Source organism: Collimonas humicola (assembly GCF_018304945.1).
Lineage (GTDB): Bacteria > Pseudomonadota > Gammaproteobacteria > Burkholderiales > Burkholderiaceae_D > Collimonas > Collimonas humicola.
The window spans coordinates 354650-372772 of the sequence record NZ_JAGQEE010000001.1 but is presented as its reverse complement, the minus strand read 5'-3'; the positions used below and the strand labels follow the sequence as shown (position 1 = coordinate 372772).

The 18123-nt window shown below is 59.2% G+C and carries 22 protein-coding genes; 12 read left to right on the top strand and 10 right to left on the bottom strand.

Going from position 1 to position 18123, the window contains the following annotated elements; translation table 11 throughout:
* The first annotated feature begins 7 nt into the window (after nt 1–7).
* The 6 genes from KHU30_RS01680 (at nt 8) to KHU30_RS01655 (ending at nt 2670) form a co-directional block, all read left to right on the top strand.
* Nucleotides 8–499 (top strand): DUF4376 domain-containing protein, encoded by a 492-nt coding sequence (locus tag KHU30_RS01680; protein ID WP_211440912.1) that lies wholly within the window; start codon nt 8–10, stop codon nt 497–499.
* Between the two features lie 3 nt (nt 500–502).
* A complete protein-coding gene (locus KHU30_RS01675) occupies nt 503–955 on the top strand; it encodes a hypothetical protein (RefSeq protein ID WP_211440911.1) in 453 nt (150 codons plus the stop codon).
* Between the two features lie 67 nt (nt 956–1022).
* Nucleotides 1023–1400, top strand: a complete 378-nt coding sequence (locus KHU30_RS01670; protein ID WP_211440910.1) for a hypothetical protein — start codon at nt 1023–1025, stop codon at nt 1398–1400.
* Complete coding sequence (locus KHU30_RS01665) at nt 1397–1807, top strand: glycoside hydrolase family protein (RefSeq protein WP_211440909.1); 411 nt, start codon at nt 1397–1399, stop codon at nt 1805–1807. Before KHU30_RS01670 ends, KHU30_RS01665 begins: the two co-directional genes overlap by 4 nt.
* Complete coding sequence (locus tag KHU30_RS01660; RefSeq protein ID WP_211440908.1) at nt 1807–2397, top strand: hypothetical protein; 591 nt, start codon at nt 1807–1809, stop codon at nt 2395–2397. The genes KHU30_RS01665 and KHU30_RS01660 overlap by 1 nt, the downstream gene beginning before the upstream one ends.
* A gap of 72 nt (nt 2398–2469) precedes the next feature.
* Entirely contained in the window at nt 2470–2670 is a 201-nt protein-coding gene (locus tag KHU30_RS01655) for a hypothetical protein (RefSeq protein ID WP_211440907.1), read from the top strand.
* A gap of 36 nt (nt 2671–2706) precedes the next feature.
* Here the strand turns inward: KHU30_RS01655 and KHU30_RS01650 are convergent, their stop codons facing one another.
* The 3 genes from KHU30_RS01650 to KHU30_RS01640 form a co-directional block, all read right to left on the bottom strand.
* The gene (locus KHU30_RS01650) at nt 2707–2904 is read right to left on the bottom strand and encodes a hypothetical protein (protein ID WP_211440906.1); all 198 of its coding nucleotides are present in this window, start codon (nt 2902–2904) and stop codon (nt 2707–2709) included.
* A 382-nt stretch (nt 2905–3286) separates the two neighbouring features.
* Entirely contained in the window at nt 3287–3697 is a 411-nt protein-coding gene (locus KHU30_RS01645) for a hypothetical protein (protein ID WP_211440905.1), read from the bottom strand.
* A 171-nt stretch (nt 3698–3868) separates the two neighbouring features.
* Nucleotides 3869–4159 (bottom strand): hypothetical protein, encoded by a 291-nt coding sequence (locus KHU30_RS01640; protein WP_211442288.1) that lies wholly within the window; start codon nt 4157–4159, stop codon nt 3869–3871.
* 165 nt (nt 4160–4324) lie between these two features.
* Here KHU30_RS01640 and ompR point away from each other — a divergent pair, with 165 nt between their 5' ends.
* Both ompR and KHU30_RS01630 read left to right on the top strand, forming a co-directional pair.
* Nucleotides 4325–5086, top strand: coding sequence for an osmolarity response regulator transcription factor OmpR (gene ompR, locus KHU30_RS01635; protein ID WP_329956533.1), 762 nt, complete (start codon nt 4325–4327; stop codon nt 5084–5086).
* Between the two features lie 51 nt (nt 5087–5137).
* Nucleotides 5138–6475 carry a sensor histidine kinase gene (locus KHU30_RS01630; protein ID WP_211440904.1) on the top strand — a complete coding sequence of 446 codons (1338 nt, stop codon included), beginning with the start codon at nt 5138–5140 and terminating at the stop codon, nt 6473–6475.
* A 12-nt stretch (nt 6476–6487) separates the two neighbouring features.
* Here the strand turns inward: KHU30_RS01630 and ispF are convergent, their stop codons facing one another.
* Both ispF and ispD read right to left on the bottom strand, forming a co-directional pair.
* Nucleotides 6488–6973 carry a 2-C-methyl-D-erythritol 2,4-cyclodiphosphate synthase gene (gene ispF / locus KHU30_RS01625; protein WP_211440903.1) on the bottom strand — a complete coding sequence of 162 codons (486 nt, stop codon included), beginning with the start codon at nt 6971–6973 and terminating at the stop codon, nt 6488–6490.
* Between the two features lie 10 nt (nt 6974–6983).
* Nucleotides 6984–7682, bottom strand: coding sequence for a 2-C-methyl-D-erythritol 4-phosphate cytidylyltransferase (gene ispD, locus KHU30_RS01620; RefSeq protein ID WP_230427148.1), 699 nt, complete (start codon nt 7680–7682; stop codon nt 6984–6986).
* Nucleotides 7683–7921: 239 nt separating this feature from the next.
* Here ispD and mfd point away from each other — a divergent pair, with 239 nt between their 5' ends.
* The 4 genes from mfd to KHU30_RS01600 all read left to right on the top strand — a co-directional run bounded on the left by mfd (nt 7922) and on the right by KHU30_RS01600 (nt 13301).
* Nucleotides 7922–11368 (top strand): transcription-repair coupling factor, encoded by a 3447-nt coding sequence (mfd, locus tag KHU30_RS01615; protein ID WP_211440901.1) that lies wholly within the window; start codon nt 7922–7924, stop codon nt 11366–11368.
* A 46-nt stretch (nt 11369–11414) separates the two neighbouring features.
* Nucleotides 11415–12275, top strand: coding sequence for a phosphoserine phosphatase SerB (serB, locus tag KHU30_RS01610; RefSeq protein WP_211440900.1), 861 nt, complete (start codon nt 11415–11417; stop codon nt 12273–12275).
* A 60-nt stretch (nt 12276–12335) separates the two neighbouring features.
* Nucleotides 12336–12698 carry a DUF4870 family protein gene (locus KHU30_RS01605; protein WP_211440899.1) on the top strand — a complete coding sequence of 121 codons (363 nt, stop codon included), beginning with the start codon at nt 12336–12338 and terminating at the stop codon, nt 12696–12698.
* 69 nt (nt 12699–12767) lie between these two features.
* Complete coding sequence (locus KHU30_RS01600) at nt 12768–13301, top strand: GNAT family N-acetyltransferase (RefSeq protein WP_211440898.1); 534 nt, start codon at nt 12768–12770, stop codon at nt 13299–13301.
* 85 nt (nt 13302–13386) lie between these two features.
* On the opposite strand, the gene KHU30_RS01595 is transcribed toward KHU30_RS01600, so the two are convergent.
* From KHU30_RS01595 to KHU30_RS01575, 5 genes are all read right to left on the bottom strand, one after another.
* Entirely contained in the window at nt 13387–14550 is a 1164-nt protein-coding gene (locus KHU30_RS01595) for a cystathionine beta-lyase (RefSeq protein ID WP_211440897.1), read from the bottom strand.
* Between the two features lie 50 nt (nt 14551–14600).
* The gene (locus KHU30_RS01590) at nt 14601–15053 is read right to left on the bottom strand and encodes a hypothetical protein (RefSeq protein WP_211440896.1); all 453 of its coding nucleotides are present in this window, start codon (nt 15051–15053) and stop codon (nt 14601–14603) included.
* Nucleotides 15050–16444, bottom strand: a complete 1395-nt coding sequence (gene rimO / locus KHU30_RS01585; RefSeq protein ID WP_211442157.1) for a 30S ribosomal protein S12 methylthiotransferase RimO — start codon at nt 16442–16444, stop codon at nt 15050–15052. The genes KHU30_RS01590 and rimO overlap by 4 nt, the downstream gene beginning before the upstream one ends.
* A gap of 109 nt (nt 16445–16553) precedes the next feature.
* Nucleotides 16554–17120: a polyhydroxyalkanoate synthesis repressor PhaR gene (gene phaR, locus KHU30_RS01580; protein WP_211440895.1), complete on the bottom strand. Its 567-nt coding sequence runs from the start codon at nt 17118–17120 to the stop codon at nt 16554–16556.
* Nucleotides 17121–17319: 199 nt separating this feature from the next.
* On the bottom strand, nt 17320–18060 hold the full coding sequence (locus tag KHU30_RS01575) for a 3-ketoacyl-ACP reductase (RefSeq protein ID WP_211440894.1): 741 nt from the start codon (nt 18058–18060) through the stop codon (nt 17320–17322).
* Nucleotides 18061–18123 lie beyond the last annotated feature (63 nt).

Genomic DNA, 18123 nt, shown 5'->3' with positions numbered 1-18123 from the left:
GGATCATATGTACAAACTAAGTTTTTCAGGTGTCATAAGATTGAGTGACGATACTTTGATTCCTGCATGCGCAGATAATATTGATTATCAAAACTACCTGATCTGGGTTGCGGCAGGCAATACGCCGGAACCAATTTATTCTCTTGCGGAGCTGCAAGCGCAGAATTGGGCGAACATAAAAAACCTACGCTCAGTCAAACAAAATGGAGGGGTTGTAGTAGGCAAGTCATGGTTCCAAACTGACGCGAACAGTCGCATTCAATATCTTGCACTTGTAATGATGGGGGCAAATCTGCCTGCCGACATTCAGTGGAAGCTGTATGACAATTCGTTTGTCACCATGACCCAGCAGCTGGCTGCACAAGTTTTTACGGCGCTGGCCACAAGTGACCAGGCGATATTCGCGCATGCTGAACAGCTCAAGGCTTCCATGATGGCTTTGAGCGATCCAAGTAACTTCGATGCAACTCAAGGTTGGCCAAAAATCTACGGAGAATAAAAAATGACAGACAGCGTGCAGTTGTTATTCACAAGAAAGCCAGTGGTGGGTTCCAGTCTCATCCGCGCGGTCAGCTGGAGCGGCTACTCTCATGTCCAGGTCGTTGTTAATGGCGACGTTATCGGAGCGGAAATGCTGAAAGGCGTGGTTTCGGAGTCGATGAAGGAGCGGATTGACTGCTCCAGTCGCGCTGCATTAATGACCGTGCCGTGCCGTGACAGAAGATCCTTGACAGACTTCATCGTAGCCACGACCGGCGCAAGGTACGACTACCTCGGCGCGCTGGGACTGGCCTTTCACAAGGATTGGGACAGCGCAACGCGGTTCTGGTGCAGTGAATGGGTTGCTTCAGCGCTGAAGGCATCCGGCAGTCCGATCTTCAAGGACGAGTTTATCAAGCGGCTGACTCCGCAGCATATTTTCATGCTCCCGTTCCCTACTGAGTTCGTGAAGTAATTTTTTTTTCGACCTTACAAACTACCTTTTTGGTATCATTGAAAAAATAACCAAGGAAATCACTCATATGTCAGAACCCACATCCAGCTTCGCCGGAATTGCATTTTTCAAGTTCTACGGTCTCAAGGTCGGATTCGGCATGATCGGCGCAGCGCTGCTTTATTTCGTTCTCCCGCCGGTAAAAAAAGATGGGACGTTTGATCGGCGCGAGTTCGTCGCAAGGCTGGCGGTTGCCGGCCTGTTCTCAACTGTTTTTGGGGATTGGGCAGTTGCGATCCTGATGGAGTATTTCCCGCGGCTGCATGCTGACGGGCATGCCGGAGCGGTGTTTTTGCTGGTGGGCGCACCCGGCTGGTGGATATCGCGCGCCGTCGCCCTATGGTTTCAGAATCGACGCGACAAGGATATTGCCGCAATGATTAATGACGCAAAGGACACGATATGAACAAGACAGCGTTGGCCGCACAATTGAATATTGATGAAGGCCGAAAAAACAAACTGTACCGCGATACCGTCGGCAAATTGACCGGCGGCGTCGGCCACAACTTTGACGCAAAAGGCCTATCGGAAGCCGTCATAGACCTAATGCTGTCGGAGGATATTGACGACGCGTGCTCCGACCTTGACCGCTATTTGCCGTGGTGGCGAAACCTGTCAGATGCGCGGCAGCAGGTGCTGTGCAACATGACGTTCAACATGGGAATTCAGGGGGTGCTCGGATTCACCAACACACTCGCCAAGATGCGATCCGGCGACTATCAGGGTGCGGCCGACGGCATGGCTAATTCAAAGTGGGCTACGCAAGTTGGTGCGCGCGCTCAACGACTGATCGCAATGATGAGGGCTGGATAATGGACTGGAAAACTGTTCTCGGCGCACTTGCGCCAACAGCCGCAACGCTGCTTGGCGGCCCGTTCGCCGGCCTGGCCGTCAAGTTCTTGGCGCCGGCACTCGGCATGTCACCCGATGCGGTCGCTTCTACCGGGTCGGCAGTGCAAGCGATTCAGGAAGCGCTCACCAAAGGCCAGCTGAGTGCCGATCAAGTTGTGGCCATCAAGCAGGCGGAGCTGGGGTTGGCCCAACATTTGGCCGACAACAATCTGAAGCTGGCTGAACTTGATGTCGAATCAGCCAAGGTTGTCACCGCAGATCGCAGCGATGCACGGAGCCGCGAGGTACAGGTGAAGGACCGGACCCCGGCGCACCTGGCATACACGATCATAGGCGGCTTTTTCATCGTGTCCCTGGCCCAGCTGGCGGCGCTGATGGGGTGGGCCGATATGACGGCCAAAATCCCACCGCAAGGCTGGCTACTCATTGGCAATATATCGGGCTATCTGGCCGCCGAGGCGAAAGCCGCAAGCGCCTATTATTTTGGCACGACATCCGATAGCGGACGCCAGGCAGAGCTGTTGGCTCAATCCACTCCGCCAGCACAGTAATGTTCTCGCCGCTCTATTTCACTTTTTGGCTGCAATTCTGGGCGCCGAGGCCACGGCGCGATACCGGAGAAGATGACCGTGAAAAGTAAAGTCGCGCCGAAGAAGCGAAATACCGAGGGCGGGCTTGGCAAGTCCGCCCGGAAGATAATTGACGCTCGAAACGGCAAGACCGTGAAGGCCGATGAGTTCGGCGCCTTCGGTCGGCGCCGGATGGCGGCAAAGCTCCGTGAAGCTAAAGCCCGGCTCACTGACAGGCTACTGTCGATCGACTGATCGATCGGCACGGATAGCCGTCGTGCTCGCGGCGGCCTAAGTCCTCTTCTTGAAATGGTCCCAGGTGGGCATTCCATTGGCAAGCTCTTCCATCGCCGCCTTCCAATTTTTATTGACGCCGTTGTGCGGCGCGGCCGCCCGGCCGAGAATACCGAGGTTTGCCTCGATTGAGGTCAGGAGATTGATTTGGGTAAGCTGCGCTGCCATTAGCAGGTCAAACTGTTCTTCGGTCATATTCGCTCCCAAGTAGATTTGCATGCCCGTCAAACAATTGTACTACGGAAACATTGCCATCCAATTTAGTGCGTGACTTTTGCGTGACCGTCTAAAACACTCCCCTGCACTTCCCTGCAAAAACCACGCAATGGGCATTGCTAAGTCTTTGATTAATAAAGAATTGCTATTTTTCGATATGGCTACGAACCAAGGGGTCGTGGGTTCGATTCCTGCCAGCCGCACCAGTAATTCGAGGGGTTGCAAGAGAAATCTTGCAGCCCCTTTCTGGTTTACATCTCCCTATTCGCACCACCATCGCACCTCACTGCATTGGCTTCATCTGATGATTCGGTGAACACGGATCGCATCGAACAATCTGAACCGAATCAAATTTGACTAGCTACTTCGCTTCCGCCCGACGAGGCAAAGCAACCGGTACAAATACGTCCCATTTTTTGTACTGCTTGTCTACCGTCAGTTCACAAATTACCCAAACGCTTTTGCTCGATAAGCCGCGATCTTTTGGCGTCCATTTCGTTTTGAGAGGAACCGCGCATCTGGGGACCACGATCTTTAAATTAGGATCACGAATTTCCCACGCGCTGAGGTTTTGAGCATTCTCCACCGCGACAAATTTTCTCGCCTCTTCCCGGATCTCATAAAGGCCATGTCTGTCGGCGGCAGTATGGTCGTCGGGTATCCCCCGATAAGCGACACCGGCAAAACAGGAGAACGAAAAAAAAGAGGCGGAAACAAGCAGAAGCCTGATGCCGCTTCTCAGTCGCGCTTCAATCCCATCAGCTACTTGCATAGATAATTTCCATATGGGAACATACGGCCTGTGAGCATTTGCGTACAAGGACTTCAAACTTCAAACAAATGCAGCGATGACGCCGCGCGCAAAGCGGCCGCCAATAAAAAAACCGGCGACTTTCATCACCGGTTTTTGTCGCGCAAGCAGCGCATGCACTTCATGTCGAAATCAGCGCCGCTGCGGATAGATATCGCGGCCTGCCCTGTCGATCTGCTGGCGCAGGGCGCGCCGCTCATCCGGCGACATGCGGTTGCGCGCATTGCCTTCACCTGGTTCGGCGTTGCGTTCGCGGCCTTGCCACTGTTCATCTGGCGCAGGACCACGGCGTGGTTCATACTGAGAAGGCGGCATACGACGCTCGCCACGCTCCTCAGGCATCCGGTCGGAACGTGCAGAGGCGCCCATCATTGCCGACAGCAACAATAAACAAACACTGATTTTCCGAAACTTCATCATCATATGGACTTCTTTGCTGTGTGTTCAGGATAGCGGGTAAGATTAATCATCACGAATTCAGTGTAAGCTCCCCCACTAATCGCCATAAGACGTTTTTGGTAAAGTTTGTAACACTTTGTAATCCATGGGTCCTAACTGTATTTTTGATGCGCACTCTGAAGTTACCATATGACCATGAATACGATCAACACCCCAACACCAACATCCACTGTCCATCAACATAAAATCCTGGTGGTCGACGACGACATCCGCTTGCGCGATCTGCTGCGGCGCTATCTGACGGAGCAAGGCTTCCAGGTGGTCACGGCGGAGAATGCGCAGGCCATGAACAAGTTGTGGATACGCGAGCGTTACGACCTGCTGGTGCTCGACTTGATGCTGCCGGGCGAAGACGGCCTGGCCATCTGCCGCCGATTGCGCGGCGCCGGCGACCAGACGCCGATCATCATGCTGACCGCCAAGGGCGAAGACGTGGACCGTATCGTCGGCCTGGAAATGGGGGCGGACGATTATCTGCCGAAGCCGTTCAACCCGCGCGAACTGGTGGCCCGCATCGGCGCCGTATTGCGCCGCAAGGGTCCGGACGAACTGCCTGGCGCGCCGTCGGAAACGCCGCAGTCCTTCGAGTTCGGCGAATTCGTGCTGGATCTGGGGACCCGCACCTTGAAAAAGAACGGCGAATCGATTCCGCTGACTACCGGCGAATTTTCGGTGCTCAAGGTATTTGCACGCCATGCACGGCAACCGCTGTCGCGCGAAAAGCTGATGGAACTGGCGCGCGGCCGTGAATATGAAGTCTTCGACCGCAGCCTGGATGTGCAGATTTCGCGCCTGCGCAAGCTGATCGAACCGGATCCGGCCAGCCCGCTTTACATTCAAACGGTGTGGGGACTGGGCTACGTGTTCATCCCGGAAGGCCAGCCGCGCTGATGCCTGTTTGCGCAGCATGGCTCTCCAGCGAAGGTTGCACCGCGTGGTCACATGGTAGCCACTAACCGCCTGGCCTGGCTGAAAAGCGGCCTGCTATGGCGGACCTTTTTCATGCTGGCGTTCCTGATCACGGTCAGCATGGTGGCCTGGGTCGCCAGCTTCCGCATCGTCGAGCGCGGCCCGCGGGCGCAGCAGCTGGCCGCGCAGATCATCTCGATCGTCACCATCACCCGCGCCGCTCTCACCCACTCGGCGCCCGACCTGCGGCGCGAGCTGCTGTTCGACCTGGCCAGCAACGAGGGCATCCGCATCTATCCGCTGGAAGACACCGACCAGATCGATCCGCCGGTGGACGATTCCATCATGCCCGACTTGGAAAAGGAAGTGCGGGCCCGGCTCGGCAACCAGACCCGCTTTTCTTCCAAGGTCAACGAGATCGGCGGTTTCTGGGTCAGTTTCAAGATCGACGGCGATGAGTACTGGCTGGTGCTTGACCGCGAACGGGTCGAGCGCGGTTCCGGCGTGCAATGGCTGCAATGGGCCAGCGTCGCGCTGATACTGTCGCTGCTGGGCGCGATGTTCATTTCGACCCTGATCAACCAGCCGCTGTCGCGCCTGACTGCGGCGACCCGGGCGGTAGCCAAGGGCTTGCAGCCGGAACCTTTGCCGGAAACCGGGCCGACCGAAATTGAAGAAGCCAACCGCAGCTTCAACCAGATGGTCAGCGATTTGCAGCGCATCGAATCGGACCGCGCGATCATCCTGGCCGGCATTTCCCACGACCTGCGCACGCCGCTGGCGCGCATGCTGCTGGAAGTGGAAATGGCAAACCTGTCCGACGACGCCCGCAGCGGCATGCAATCCGACCTGGCGCAGATGGATGGCATCATCGGCCAGTTCCTGCATTACGCCAAGCCGACCGACACCAGCAGTTTCGAGCGGATCAACCTGAGCGAACTGATCGAGAATGTGGTGCAGGCGGCGGAACGCCAGTCCGATATCCGTATCCAGACTCAGATCGCGCCGGATATCCATGTCTCCGGCAACGAGACCGAACTGCGCCGCGTGCTGAACAATGTCATCGAAAATTCCCGCCGCTACGGCAAGAAGGACGGCGACGACTGCGTCGCCATCGATATCAGCTGCCAGGCGCGCCAGGACCGGGCTGTCGTGACCCTGGCCGACCATGGCCCCGGGATTCCCGATAGCGAAATAGACCGCTTGCTGCGGCCGTTCACCCGCCTCGATGTTGCCCGCGGCCAGGCCAACGGCTCAGGCCTGGGGCTGGCGATCGTCAGCCGCATCGTCAAGCAGCACGGCGGCAAACTGCGCGTCAGCAACCGCGAAGGCGGCGGCTTGTCGAGCCAGATTGAACTGCAGCTGGGCTAAGCTTTTGTTCAATCAGCGTGCAAACAGCAAGGCCACGGCTTCCGCCGCAATGCCTTCTTCCCGTCCCAGGTAACCCAGCTTCTCGTTGGTTTTGGCCTTGACGTTGACCTGGTTGACGGCGACGCCGCAATCTGCGGCGATGTGGGCCACCATCTGCGGGATATGCGGCGCCATTTTCGGCGCCTGGGCGATGATGGTCGAATCGATATTGCCGACCGCATAGCCGGCTTCGCCGATCAAGCGCACCGCTTCTCGCAGCAGCTTGCGCGAATCGGCGCCGGCGAACTGCGCGTCGGTATCGGAAAAATGGCGGCCGATATCGCCCAGCGCAGCGGCGCCGAACAAGGCGTCGATGATCGCATGCAGCAAGACGTCGGCATCCGAATGACCCAGCAGGCCGGTTTTATGCGGAATCGTCACGCCGCCGATGATCAATGGTCGTCCGACCTGCAAGGCGTGGCAATCATAACCCTGGCCGATGCGAAACTGCTGATTCATGCCCGCTCCTTCATACCTGCTCCTTTAAAAACATTTCTGCCAAGGCGACATCGTGCGGCAGCGTCACCTTGAAATTACGCGGACTGCCTTCGACCAGGCGCGGCCGCAGGCCCAGCAACTCGACCGCGCCGGCCTCGTCGGTAACAGCATCGGCCAGCGTCAAGGCGCGCACCAGCAGCCCATGGCGGAACATCTGCGGCGTTTGCGCCGCCCACAACCCGCTGCGCTCGACGGTTTGCGCCACGCGCGCATTGTGGTCGCCGCGCTTGAGGGTGTCGACCACCGGCAGCGCCAGCAAGCCGCCCACCCGGTCATCTTTCAATGTCGCGATCAGATGCGCGATCAAGCCTTGGGTCAGGCCAGGCCGGGCAGCGTCGTGCACCAGCACCCAGTCTTCCTCGCCCACCTGCTCCTTGATGGCCTGCAAGCCGTTCAGCACCGATGCATGGCGGCTGGCGCCTCCCTGGAACAGCACCGTCACCCGTCCCTGCAAATGGGGCGCTGCCGCCATCAGGTCGGCGATATAACCGTCATCAGGGCTGACCACTACGAATACGTGGCTGATCTCGCCGGCGGCGGCAAATGTCGTCAGGACATGCGCCAGCATGGGCCGGCCGGCCAAAGGCATATATTGTTTAGGAACCGCCGCTCCCAGCCGGGCGCCGACACCGGCAGCGGGAATCAGCGCAAAATAAGAGGATGCATTCATGCGCAATGGGCTCGCTGGAGTTGCTGAAGACATGTCATGAATAATGTAGATAAATGGCAAAAACCGCGCATAGCCTGCATTCCGTGGCGGAAATCGGCAATTGAGCCCGTGGTTTATAATGCGGCTCTGAATTTTAACTGTCAAATCAGGCGTATTGTGGCTTTTTTTGACCACGCAAGACCACCGGCAGGCCGTGCGCATCCCATCGCTTGCCTTACGTTTCATGTTAACAGGCTCTAATGTCTCTTGATCTAGAAAAATTGCTTCCCAAGCCGGCCACGCGCTTCGCCCTGCCGGCCCTGCACGGCTCGGCCGATGCCTACGCCCTGGCGCAAGCAGCGCTGGCGCTCAAGCCGCAACAGAGGATGCTGGTAGTGGTGGTGGCCGACGCCACCGCCGGCCAGCGCCTGCGAACGGAAATCCCGTGGTTCCAGGCCAGCGGCGAGCAGCCCAACGGCTTGCGCTGCCATTTGCTGCCGGACTGGGAAACCCTGCCCTACGACGCCTTTTCGCCGCACCAGGATCTGGTGTCGGAGCGCCTCGCCACGCTGTACGAGGTGCAAAGCGGGCAGTGCGACGTCTTGCTGGTGCCGGCCACCACGGCGCTGGTGCGGATGGCGCCACCCTCTTTCCTGGCCGGCTACACCTTCTTTTTCAAGCAAGGCGAGACGCTCGACGAAGCGCGCCTGAAATCGCAACTGACGCTGGCCGGCTACAGCCATGTCAACCAGGTCATGTCGCCCGGCGAGTACTCGGTGCGCGGCGGCTTGATCGACATTTTCCCGATGGGCTCGGTGCTGCCGTACCGGCTCGACCTGTTCGGCGACGCCATCGAAACCATCCGCACCTTTGATGCCGACACCCAGCGCTCGCTCTATCCGGTGAAGGAAGTGCGGCTGCTGCCGGGCCGCGAATTCCCCATGGACGAAGCCGCCCGCTCGGCCTTCCGCAGCCGCTGGCGCGAAGTCTTCGAGGGCGATCCCTCGCGTTCGGCGATCTACAAGGACATCGGCAACGGCATCGCTTCGGCCGGCATCGAGTACTACCTGCCGCTGTTCTTTGAAGATACCGCAACCCTGTTCGACTACCTGCCCGAGAACGCCACCTTCGCCCTGGTGGGCGACATCGATGGCGCCATCCAGCGCTTCTGGGGCGATACCCAGTCGCGTTATAAATTCCTGAAATCGGACCGCGAGCGGCCTCTGCTGGCGCCGGAAGCATTGTTCCTGACCGGCGAAAACTTCTTCGGCCTGGCCAAACCCTTCGGCCGCTGGGTGATCCAGCACAGCGACGCCGCCTCCGACCTGTCTGCGCCGATTCCCAATATCGCCGTCAACCGCCGCATCGACGACCCGCTGACCAACCTGCGCGCTTATCTGCTGCAGAGCGGCAGCCGCGTCATGATCTGCGCCGAAACCAACGGCCGCCGCGAGACCTTGCAGCAGTATTTCAATGAATACGACCTGCCGCTGGCCTTGTGCGACGGCTATGCCGATTTCATCACGTCGAAACACAAGCTGATGCTGGGCGTGGCGCCGCTGCACGCTGGCTTTGAGCTGCCTCAGCCCGCCTTGACCTTCATCACCGAAACCGAACTGTATGCAGGTTCCGGCCGCAGGATAGGCAAGAAAAAGCAGGAAGGCGCGACCCAGGTCGAATCGATGGTGCGCGATCTTTCCGAACTGAAGATCGGCGATCCGGTCGTGCATATCAACCACGGCATCGGCCGCTACATGGGCCTGCTCAGCATGGACCTGGGCGAAGGCGAGACCGAATTCCTGCATCTGGAATACGCCAAGGACACCAAGCTATACGTGCCGGTCTCGCAGCTGCACGTGATTTCGCGCTACTCCGGCGCCTCGCCGGAAGACGCGCCGCTGCATGCGCTCGGCTCCGGCCAGTGGGAAAAGGCCAAACGCCGCGCCGCCCAGCAAGTGCGCGATACTGCGGCCGAACTGCTTAACCTGTACGCGCGGCGCGCGGTGCGCCAGGGCCACGCCTTCGAATATTCGGCGCACGATTACGAAGCCTTCTCCGAAAGCTTCGGCTTTGAAGAGACCGCCGACCAGGCAGCCGCCATCAATGCCGTCATCAAGGACATGACCAGCGGCAAGCCGATGGACCGCCTGATTTGCGGCGATGTCGGCTTCGGCAAGACCGAAGTCGCCTTGCGCGCCGCGTTTGTCGCGGTGCTGGGCGGCAAGCAGGTGGCGATCCTGGCGCCGACCACCCTGCTGGCGGAACAGCATGCGCAGACTTTCGCCGACCGCTTCGCCGACTGGCCGGTGAAAATCGCCGAACTGTCGCGCTTCCGCTCCGGCAAGGAAATCACGCAAGCCGTCAAGGGCATGGCCGACGGCACGCTGGACATTGTGATCGGCACCCATAAACTGCTATCGGACGATATCAGGTTTTCGCGGCTGGGGCTGGTCATCATCGACGAGGAACACCGCTTTGGCGTGCGCCAGAAGGAAGCACTGAAGGCGCTGCGCTCGGAAGTCGACGTGCTGACGCTGACCGCCACGCCGATCCCGCGCACGCTCGGCATGGCGCTCGAAGGCCTGCGCGAGTTCTCCATCATCGCCACGGCGCCGCAAAAGCGCCTGGCGATCAAGACCTTCGTCCGCAGCGAAGGTGAATCGACCATCCGCGAAGCCTGCCTGCGCGAACTGAAACGCGGCGGCCAGGTCTACTTCCTGCACAATGAAGTGGAGACCATCCAGAACCGCAAGGCCATGCTGGAAGCGCTGCTGCCGGAAGCGCGCGTCGCCGTCGCCCACGGCCAGATGCATGAGCGCGACCTGGAAAAGGTGATGCGCGATTTCGTCGCCCAGCGCTTCAACATCCTGCTATGCACCACCATCATCGAAACCGGCATCGACGTGCCGACCGCCAACACCATCATCATGCACCGCGCCGACAAGTTCGGCCTGGCGCAGCTGCACCAGTTGCGCGGCCGCGTCGGCCGCTCTCACCACCAGGCCTATGCTTATCTGCTGGTGCATGACGTGCAAGGCCTGACCAAGCTGGCGCAGCGCCGCCTGGATGCGATCCAGCAGATGGAAGAACTGGGCAGCGGCTTCTACCTGGCCATGCACGACCTGGAAATCCGCGGCGCCGGCGAAGTCCTGGGCGATAACCAGTCCGGCGAGATGCACGAGATCGGCTTCCAGCTGTATTCCGACATGCTCAATGAAGCGGTGCGCTCGCTGAAGAACGGCAAGGAGCCGGACCTGGCGGCGCCGCTCGCCAGCACCACCGAGATCAACCTGCATGTGCCGGCCCTGCTGCCCAACGATTATTGCGGCGACGTCCACGAGCGGCTGTCGATCTACAAGCGCCTGGCCAACTGCAACGCGCAAGACAAGATCGACGACCTGCAGGAAGAACTGATCGACCGCTTCGGCAAGCTGCCCGATCCGGCCAAGGCCCTGATCGAAACGCACCGGCTGCGGATTTCCGCCAGGTCCATCGGCATCGTCAAGATCGACGCCCATACTGATTCGGCACTGCTGCAATTCGTGCCGAACCCGCCGATAGACGCCATGCGCATCATCGAGCTGATCCAGAAGAACCGCCACATCAAGCTCAATGGCCAGGACAAGTTGCGGATTACCGTCAGCATGCCGGACCTGGCGGCGCGCCTGACCCAGGTCAAAGCCACCATCAAAGCCCTGGCGGGATGAGTTTGTTTACCCGATTATTCCTATTTTAGTAAAGCCACAGCGAACCATGAATCTTATCTTGCAAAGCCTGGACGCAGACCGCAGCGCCATTGACCGCATCGCCAGCCTGGCCGACGCTACGGCGGAAGACATCAGCAGCGGCGGCCGCCATGCGTGGCGTTGCGCCGACGTCGCCTATTCCGCCAGCCTGAAAGCGCTGATCGAAGCCGCCTGCTACGGCGCCCGCATCGATTGCGCCTGGCTGCCGGCGACGCCGCAACCGGGCGCGAAACTGGCAGACTTTAAATTGCTGGCCATGGACATGGATTCGACCCTGATTACCATCGAATGCATCGACGAGATCGCCGACATGCAAGGCTTGAAGCCGCAAGTCGCGGCGATTACCGAAGCCGCCATGCGCGGCGAACTGGAATTCAACGAGAGCCTGACGCGGCGCGTTGCCTTGCTCAAGGGCCTGGAGGCCTCAGCCTTGCAGCGGGTGTACGACGAACGGCTGCAATTGTCGCCGGGCGCGCAAGCCATGCTGGCGGCGGTCAAGGCGGCCGGCATCAAGACCTTGCTGGTCTCGGGCGGCTTTACCTTCTTCACCGACCGCATGAAAGATGCTCTCGGCCTCGACTACGCCCATTCCAACGTGCTCGAAATCGTCGATGGCAAGCTGACCGGCAAAGTGGTCGGCGGCATCGTCAACGCCGAGGAAAAGAAAAACACGGTCGCGCGCGTCTGCGCCGAGCTGAATATTGCCGCCAGCCAGGCGATCGTCATGGGCGACGGCGCCAACGACCTCGCCATGATGAGCATCGCCGGCCTCTCGGTGGCCTTCCGAGCCAAGCCGGTGGTGAGAGAAAAAGCCAGCGTGGCCTTGAATTTTGTCGGTTTGGATGGCATCTTGCCTATATTGGCGTGACTCCTGAAGGATGCAGCGCCGACGGTAACGTTAAATCCTTAATCACATAGAAGGAAAAACATGGCCAACGAACTGGTTTTCGATAACAAGCTGCACTCCGAGAAAAATCTGGCCTGGTGGCTCTATTTCGCTCACGCCGCCAGCCTGCTGTTCTCGCTCGGGACGCTTTCCTGGATCCCCTTGATCATCAACTACGTCAAACGCCAGGATGCCGCGGACACGTTTGTGTATAGCCACCACAACTGGCAGATCCGTTCGTTCTGGTGGTATCTGCTGTGGATGTTCGTCGGCGGAGCCCTATTCCTGACGGTGATCGGGATTCCGCTGGCGCTGGCGGTGTGGGGCCTGGCCTGGCTATGGAAGGCCTACCGCCTGATCAAGGGCCTGGTCGACCTCAACGACAACAAGGCAATGCCTGCCTGAACTCGCCGCAATGCTGCCCGCGGTTGCGGGCAGCGGCGGCATCATCATTCCCTCACATAACTTTCCGGCATGAGCAACACCCTCGCTTCACCTGTCCGGCTCATGCTTGCCTGCGACATCCCGGCCGTCATGCGGATCCAGGCCGAGTGCTATCCGTCGTCGATGCAGGAAACCGAAGAGGTATTCCGCGCCCGCCTGGCGCTGACGCCGTCCACCTGCTGGATCTGGTCGCCGGCTCCTGACAACGCGGCAGCCTATCTATTCAGCTATCCGTCCCGCAAGGATGCCATCACTCCGCTCGGCGCCCAGTTCAAGCTGGCGGTGCCGCCGGATTGCCTGTACCTGCATGACCTGGCTGTTGCGCCAAGCGCCCGCGGCCAGCGTGCAGCCAATGCACTGGTCGCGGCAGCGCTCGACCATGCGCGCGCAGAAAATCTGGCATGGAGCGCGCTGGTGTCGGTGCAGCAATCGCAAGAATTCTGGGGCACGCTTGGCTACGCCGCGATCGAAGTTGAGCGCTCTCCGGCCAAAGAAAACCTCGACAGTTACCAAATGCCGGGGAGCCAGCGCGCAGCGATTTATATGCTGCAGCGCCTGATTTAACTGACCTCGCCAGCCCATAAAAAAACCGGCCTGGCGGGCCGGCTTTTAATGATACTTATACGAACGTCGTGCCAGGCATTAGCTGCTACATGGCTGCCAAGGCCTGTTCGATATCGGCAATCAGATCCTGCGGATCTTCCAGGCCGATGTTGAAGCGCACCAGGATGCCCTTGCCTTGCCAGTTCTGGCGCATGGCCTGGATGCGGTAAGGCACGCACAGGCTATTCGCGCCGCCCCAGCTGTAGCCGATCTTGAACAGCTGCAGGCTGTCGACGAAACGGTCGGTCTGCTCTTCGCTGTAACGCTCGTCGAACACCACCGAAAACAAACCCGCGGCGCCGCTGCAATCGCGCTGCCAGATGTCATGGCCAGGGCAGTCCGGGAAGGCCGGATGCAGCACCCGGCTGATCTCGGGCCGCTGCTTGAGCCAGCCCGCGATGTTGCGCGCCGCAGCGTCATGTGCTTCGAAACGCATTTTCATGGTCGGCAAGCTGCGCAGCACCAGATAAACATCGTCCATGCCGACGCCGAAGCCAAGCCGCATATGGGCGGTCTGCAGGCGCTGGTTCAAGGCGACGTCACGCGTGATGACCGCGCCCATCAGGACATCCGAGCCGCCCGACTGGTATTTGGTGAGGGCATGCATGACGATATCGACGCCAAGATCGAAAGCACGCAAGGCCAGGCCGGCCGACCAGGTATTGTCGATCGCTACCAGCACATTGCTTGCGTGGGCGGCTTGGCAGATGGCGGGAATATCCGGCATTTCCATCGACACCGAACCCGGCGCCTCGGTCCAGATCAGGCGGGTATTGGGCTGGATCAGGGCGGCAATGCCGGCACCGATCAAGGGATCGTAATAGCGCGCGCTGATGCCGAAATCGCGCGCCAGCCAGTTGCCCAGGTCGCGGTTCGGGTTATAGACATTATCCGGCAGCAGCACGTCGTCGCCGCTCTTCAGCAACGCCAGGTCGACCATCGTGATCGCCGCCAGGCCGCTGGGGGCCAGCAGGCAGTGCTGGCCGCCTTCGATTTCCGCCAGGCGCGCTTCCAGCGTGAAGGAAGTCGGAGTGCCATGCAAGCCGTAAGTGTAGCCGTTCTTTTCCTGCCAGTTGCGCGCCCGCATCGCCGCGACATTCTTGAACAGCACTGTGGATGCATGGTGTATGCCGACCGGGAAGGCGTCAAAACCTGCCGGAGCCTGGTAGTCGCTGTGGATCACCGCGGTTTGAAAATTCTTTTTTGCCATATGCCTTGGAAGAATTTCTTGAAGAATTTCTTAAAGAATTATTTGCCGAATTATTTACCCGAATGGGCAGCCTGCACCGGCGCTTGCACCACCAATACGAATGGCTTGGTCACCGCATCGTCGGTGGTCGACCAGGTGCCGCTGAAGGTGTTGCCGACCAGGGAGCCGGTCCACTCGCCGGAGACATCCTTGCCGTTGAGCGACTCTTCCATGACGACATCGGTGTTTTCCGATTCGCCGGCCAGCAGAATCTTGGTACTCTGCCCTGCAATCACGTAGCTGCCTTCGATGCCTTCGGTAGGATCCGGTTTCAATTGCAGATGCATTTCGATCCTGGCATTGCCCAGCGTGCCGCGCAAGGTCAGCGGCTTCGCGAACAGGCTGGCTGCGGCAGGCGCCGCGGCGGAAACCGTCGCCGCGCCGGCATCGCTATCGGCCAGTGCCAGGCCCGAAGCCAGCCCCAGCGATAAGGTCAGCGCAACGACAACTTTCCCTGCCGTCATGCAGCTGCCCACAGGTCATGCGCATCGGAGGCGGTGATGGTGACATCGACAAACTCGCCGACCACCAGCTTCTTGTGCGGCTCATACGGCGGCTTGACGTACACCACGCCGTCGATTTCCGGCGCATCTGCGCTGGAACGGCCGACGCCGCCGCTGCGGTCGACCGAGTCGATCAGCACCCGCATGGTCTTGCCGACCTTGGCTTGCAAACGCTTCTTGGAAATCTCTTCCTGCAGCTGCATGACGCGGCCGCGGCGCTCTTCGCGCAGTTCTTCCGGCACCGGATTATCCAGGGCGTTGGCGGTCGCGCCTTCCACAGGCGAATAGGCGAAGCAGCCGAGGCGGTCGATTTCGGCTTCCTTGAGGAAGTCCAGCAGGTATTCGAACTCGGCTTCGGTCTCGCCCGGAAAGCCGGCGATAAAGGTCGAGCGGATGGTCAGGTCCGGGCACATGGCGCGCCAGGCCTGGATGCGCTCGATATTCTTTTCGCCGCTGGCCGGGCGCTTCATGCGCTTGAGGACATCCGGATGGGCGTGCTGCAGCGGCACGTCCAGGTACGGCAGCACCTTGCCTTCGGCCATCAGCGGGATGATCTGGTCGACGTGCGGATATGGATAAACGTAGTGCAGGCGAACCCAGGCGCCGTATTGGGCGGCGATCTCGCCCAGTGCGGTGACCAGTTGCGTCATGTGGGTCTTGACCGGCTTGCCGTTCCAGAAACCCATGCGGAACTTGACGTCGACGCCGTAGGCGCTGGTGTCTTGCGAAATCACCAGCAACTCTTTGACGCCGGCCTTGAACAGGTTTTCGGCTTCCATCATGATGTCGGCGATCGGACGCGACACCAGGTCGCCGCGCATCGATGGGATGATGCAGAAACTGCAACGGTGATTGCAGCCTTCCGAAATCTTCAGGTAGGCGAAATGCTTGGGGGTGAGCTTGATGCCTTGCGGCGGCAGCAGGTCGATGAACGGCGCATGCGGCTTCGGCAGATGCTTGTGGACGGCGAACATGACTTCGCCGACAGCATGCGGGCCGGTCACTTCCAGCACTTTCGGGTGGATTTTCTGGATGATGTCGTCGCCGTCGGCGTCTTTCTTGGCGCCCAGGCAGCCGGTGACGATGACCTTGCCGTTTTCGCTCAGGGCTTCGCCGATGGCGTCCAGCGACTCTTGCACTGCGGCGTCGATAAAGCCGCAGGTATTGACGATGACCAGGTCAGCGCCTTCATAAGACTTGGCAGTTTCATAACCTTCCGCGCGCAGCTGGGTCAGGATTTGTTCGGAATCGACAAGTGCCTTGGGGCAACCAAGGGAGACGAAACCGACTTTGGGGGCGGTGGCCAGGGCGGTAGCTGGTGCAGCTGGCGCTGCGGAAATAACATTGGACATGACGGAAGGTGGGGTCAAAGCAAAGACGCTATTGTACCCCTTCCACCGCCATGGTTACCCGTGACGGACCGTAAAATCCTGTCACAGGATCAAGAACTCCTCAGGGCGTTTACTTTTTGTTCTTTTCCGCTGGCGGCGGAGGCGCAAACGGGAAGGTGCCGAACATGTTCTTGGTCTGGTTCTGCATCTGTTCCTGCATCTGGATGAACAGGCCCTTGCTCTGCTCGATGTAGTTGCTCATCATGCCCTGCATCATCGGCCCCTGGACGTTCATGAACTGGGTCCACATCTCCGGGCTGAAAGGCTTGCCTTCGTACAGGCCCTTGGAATTCTCCGCCAGCTTGTTCTGGATGTCGATGAAAGCCTGGATATTCTTTTCCAGGTAGTTGCCCATCATCCCCTGCATGGCGTGGCCGTAGTAGCGGATGATCTGCGACAGCGCCGCGCTGGAGAACATGGGCGTGCCGTTGGACTCTTCTTCCAGGATGATCTGCAGCAGGATGCTGCGCGTCAGGTCGTCGTCGGTCTTGGCGTCCAGCACCACGAACTCTTCGTTGTCCAGCACCAGCTGCTTGACGTCGGTCAGGGTGATGTAGGAGCTGGTCTGCGTATCGTACAAACGCCGATTCGGATATTTCTTGATCAAGCGTTCAGACGTCTTTTTTGTAGTAGTCATTTCTGTCCCAGGTTACTGCGCTATAACGCGCTTATAGGTGCTGAGCCGCAATCAATTTGCTGCAACACCTCATTATATTGCGCAAAACATGTGCAACCGGCTTTTATAGGGAGAATTATTGCATTGCAATATGGACAAGCAATTCAAGCTGCCCGTACGGACCTGCAATGCGGCCCGCACGGGTCCGGCAAGGGCTGGATCAGCCCATATGCAAGCCGCCGTTCAGCGAGAAGTCGGAGCCGGTGGCATAGCCGCCTTCATCCGACACGATCCAGGAGATGATGGAAGCGATTTCTTCCGGCTCGCCCAGACGCTTGACCGGAATCCCGGCCACGATCTTTTCCAGCACATCCGGCCGGATCGAACGCACCATGTCGGTCCCGACATAGCCTGGCGAGACGGTATTGACGGTCACGCCCTTGGTTGCCACTTCCTGGGCCAGCGCCATGGTGAAACCATGGATCCCGGCCTTGGCGGTCGAATAGTTGGTCTGGCCGAACTGGCCCTTCTGGCCATTCACCGATGAGATATTGACAATCCGGCCCCAGCCGCGGTCGGCCATGCCATCGATTACCTGCTTGGTGACGTTGAACAGCGAATTCAGATTGGTGTCGATCACCGCATCCCAGTCAGCCTTGGACATCTTGCGGAACTGGCCGTCGCGGGTGATGCCAGCGTTATTGATCAGGATATCGATTTCACCGATCTCGGCCTTGACCTTATCGAACGCCGTCTTGCAGGAATCCCAGTCGGATACGTTTCCTTCCGAGGCATGAATATCAAAACCCTTGGCGCGCATGTCGGCCAGCCATTTGTCCTTGCGCGTCGAATTCGGACCGCAGCCAGCGACTACGGTAAAACCATCTGTGCAAAGACGAGTACAAATTGGGGTGCCGATACCGCCCATTCCCCCGGTCACATAAACGATTCGCTTTGCCATTTCTTGTCTCCTTCAAAAAAACAATTCAATAATCGATCTGCTATTCATTTACAGCCCACTAAC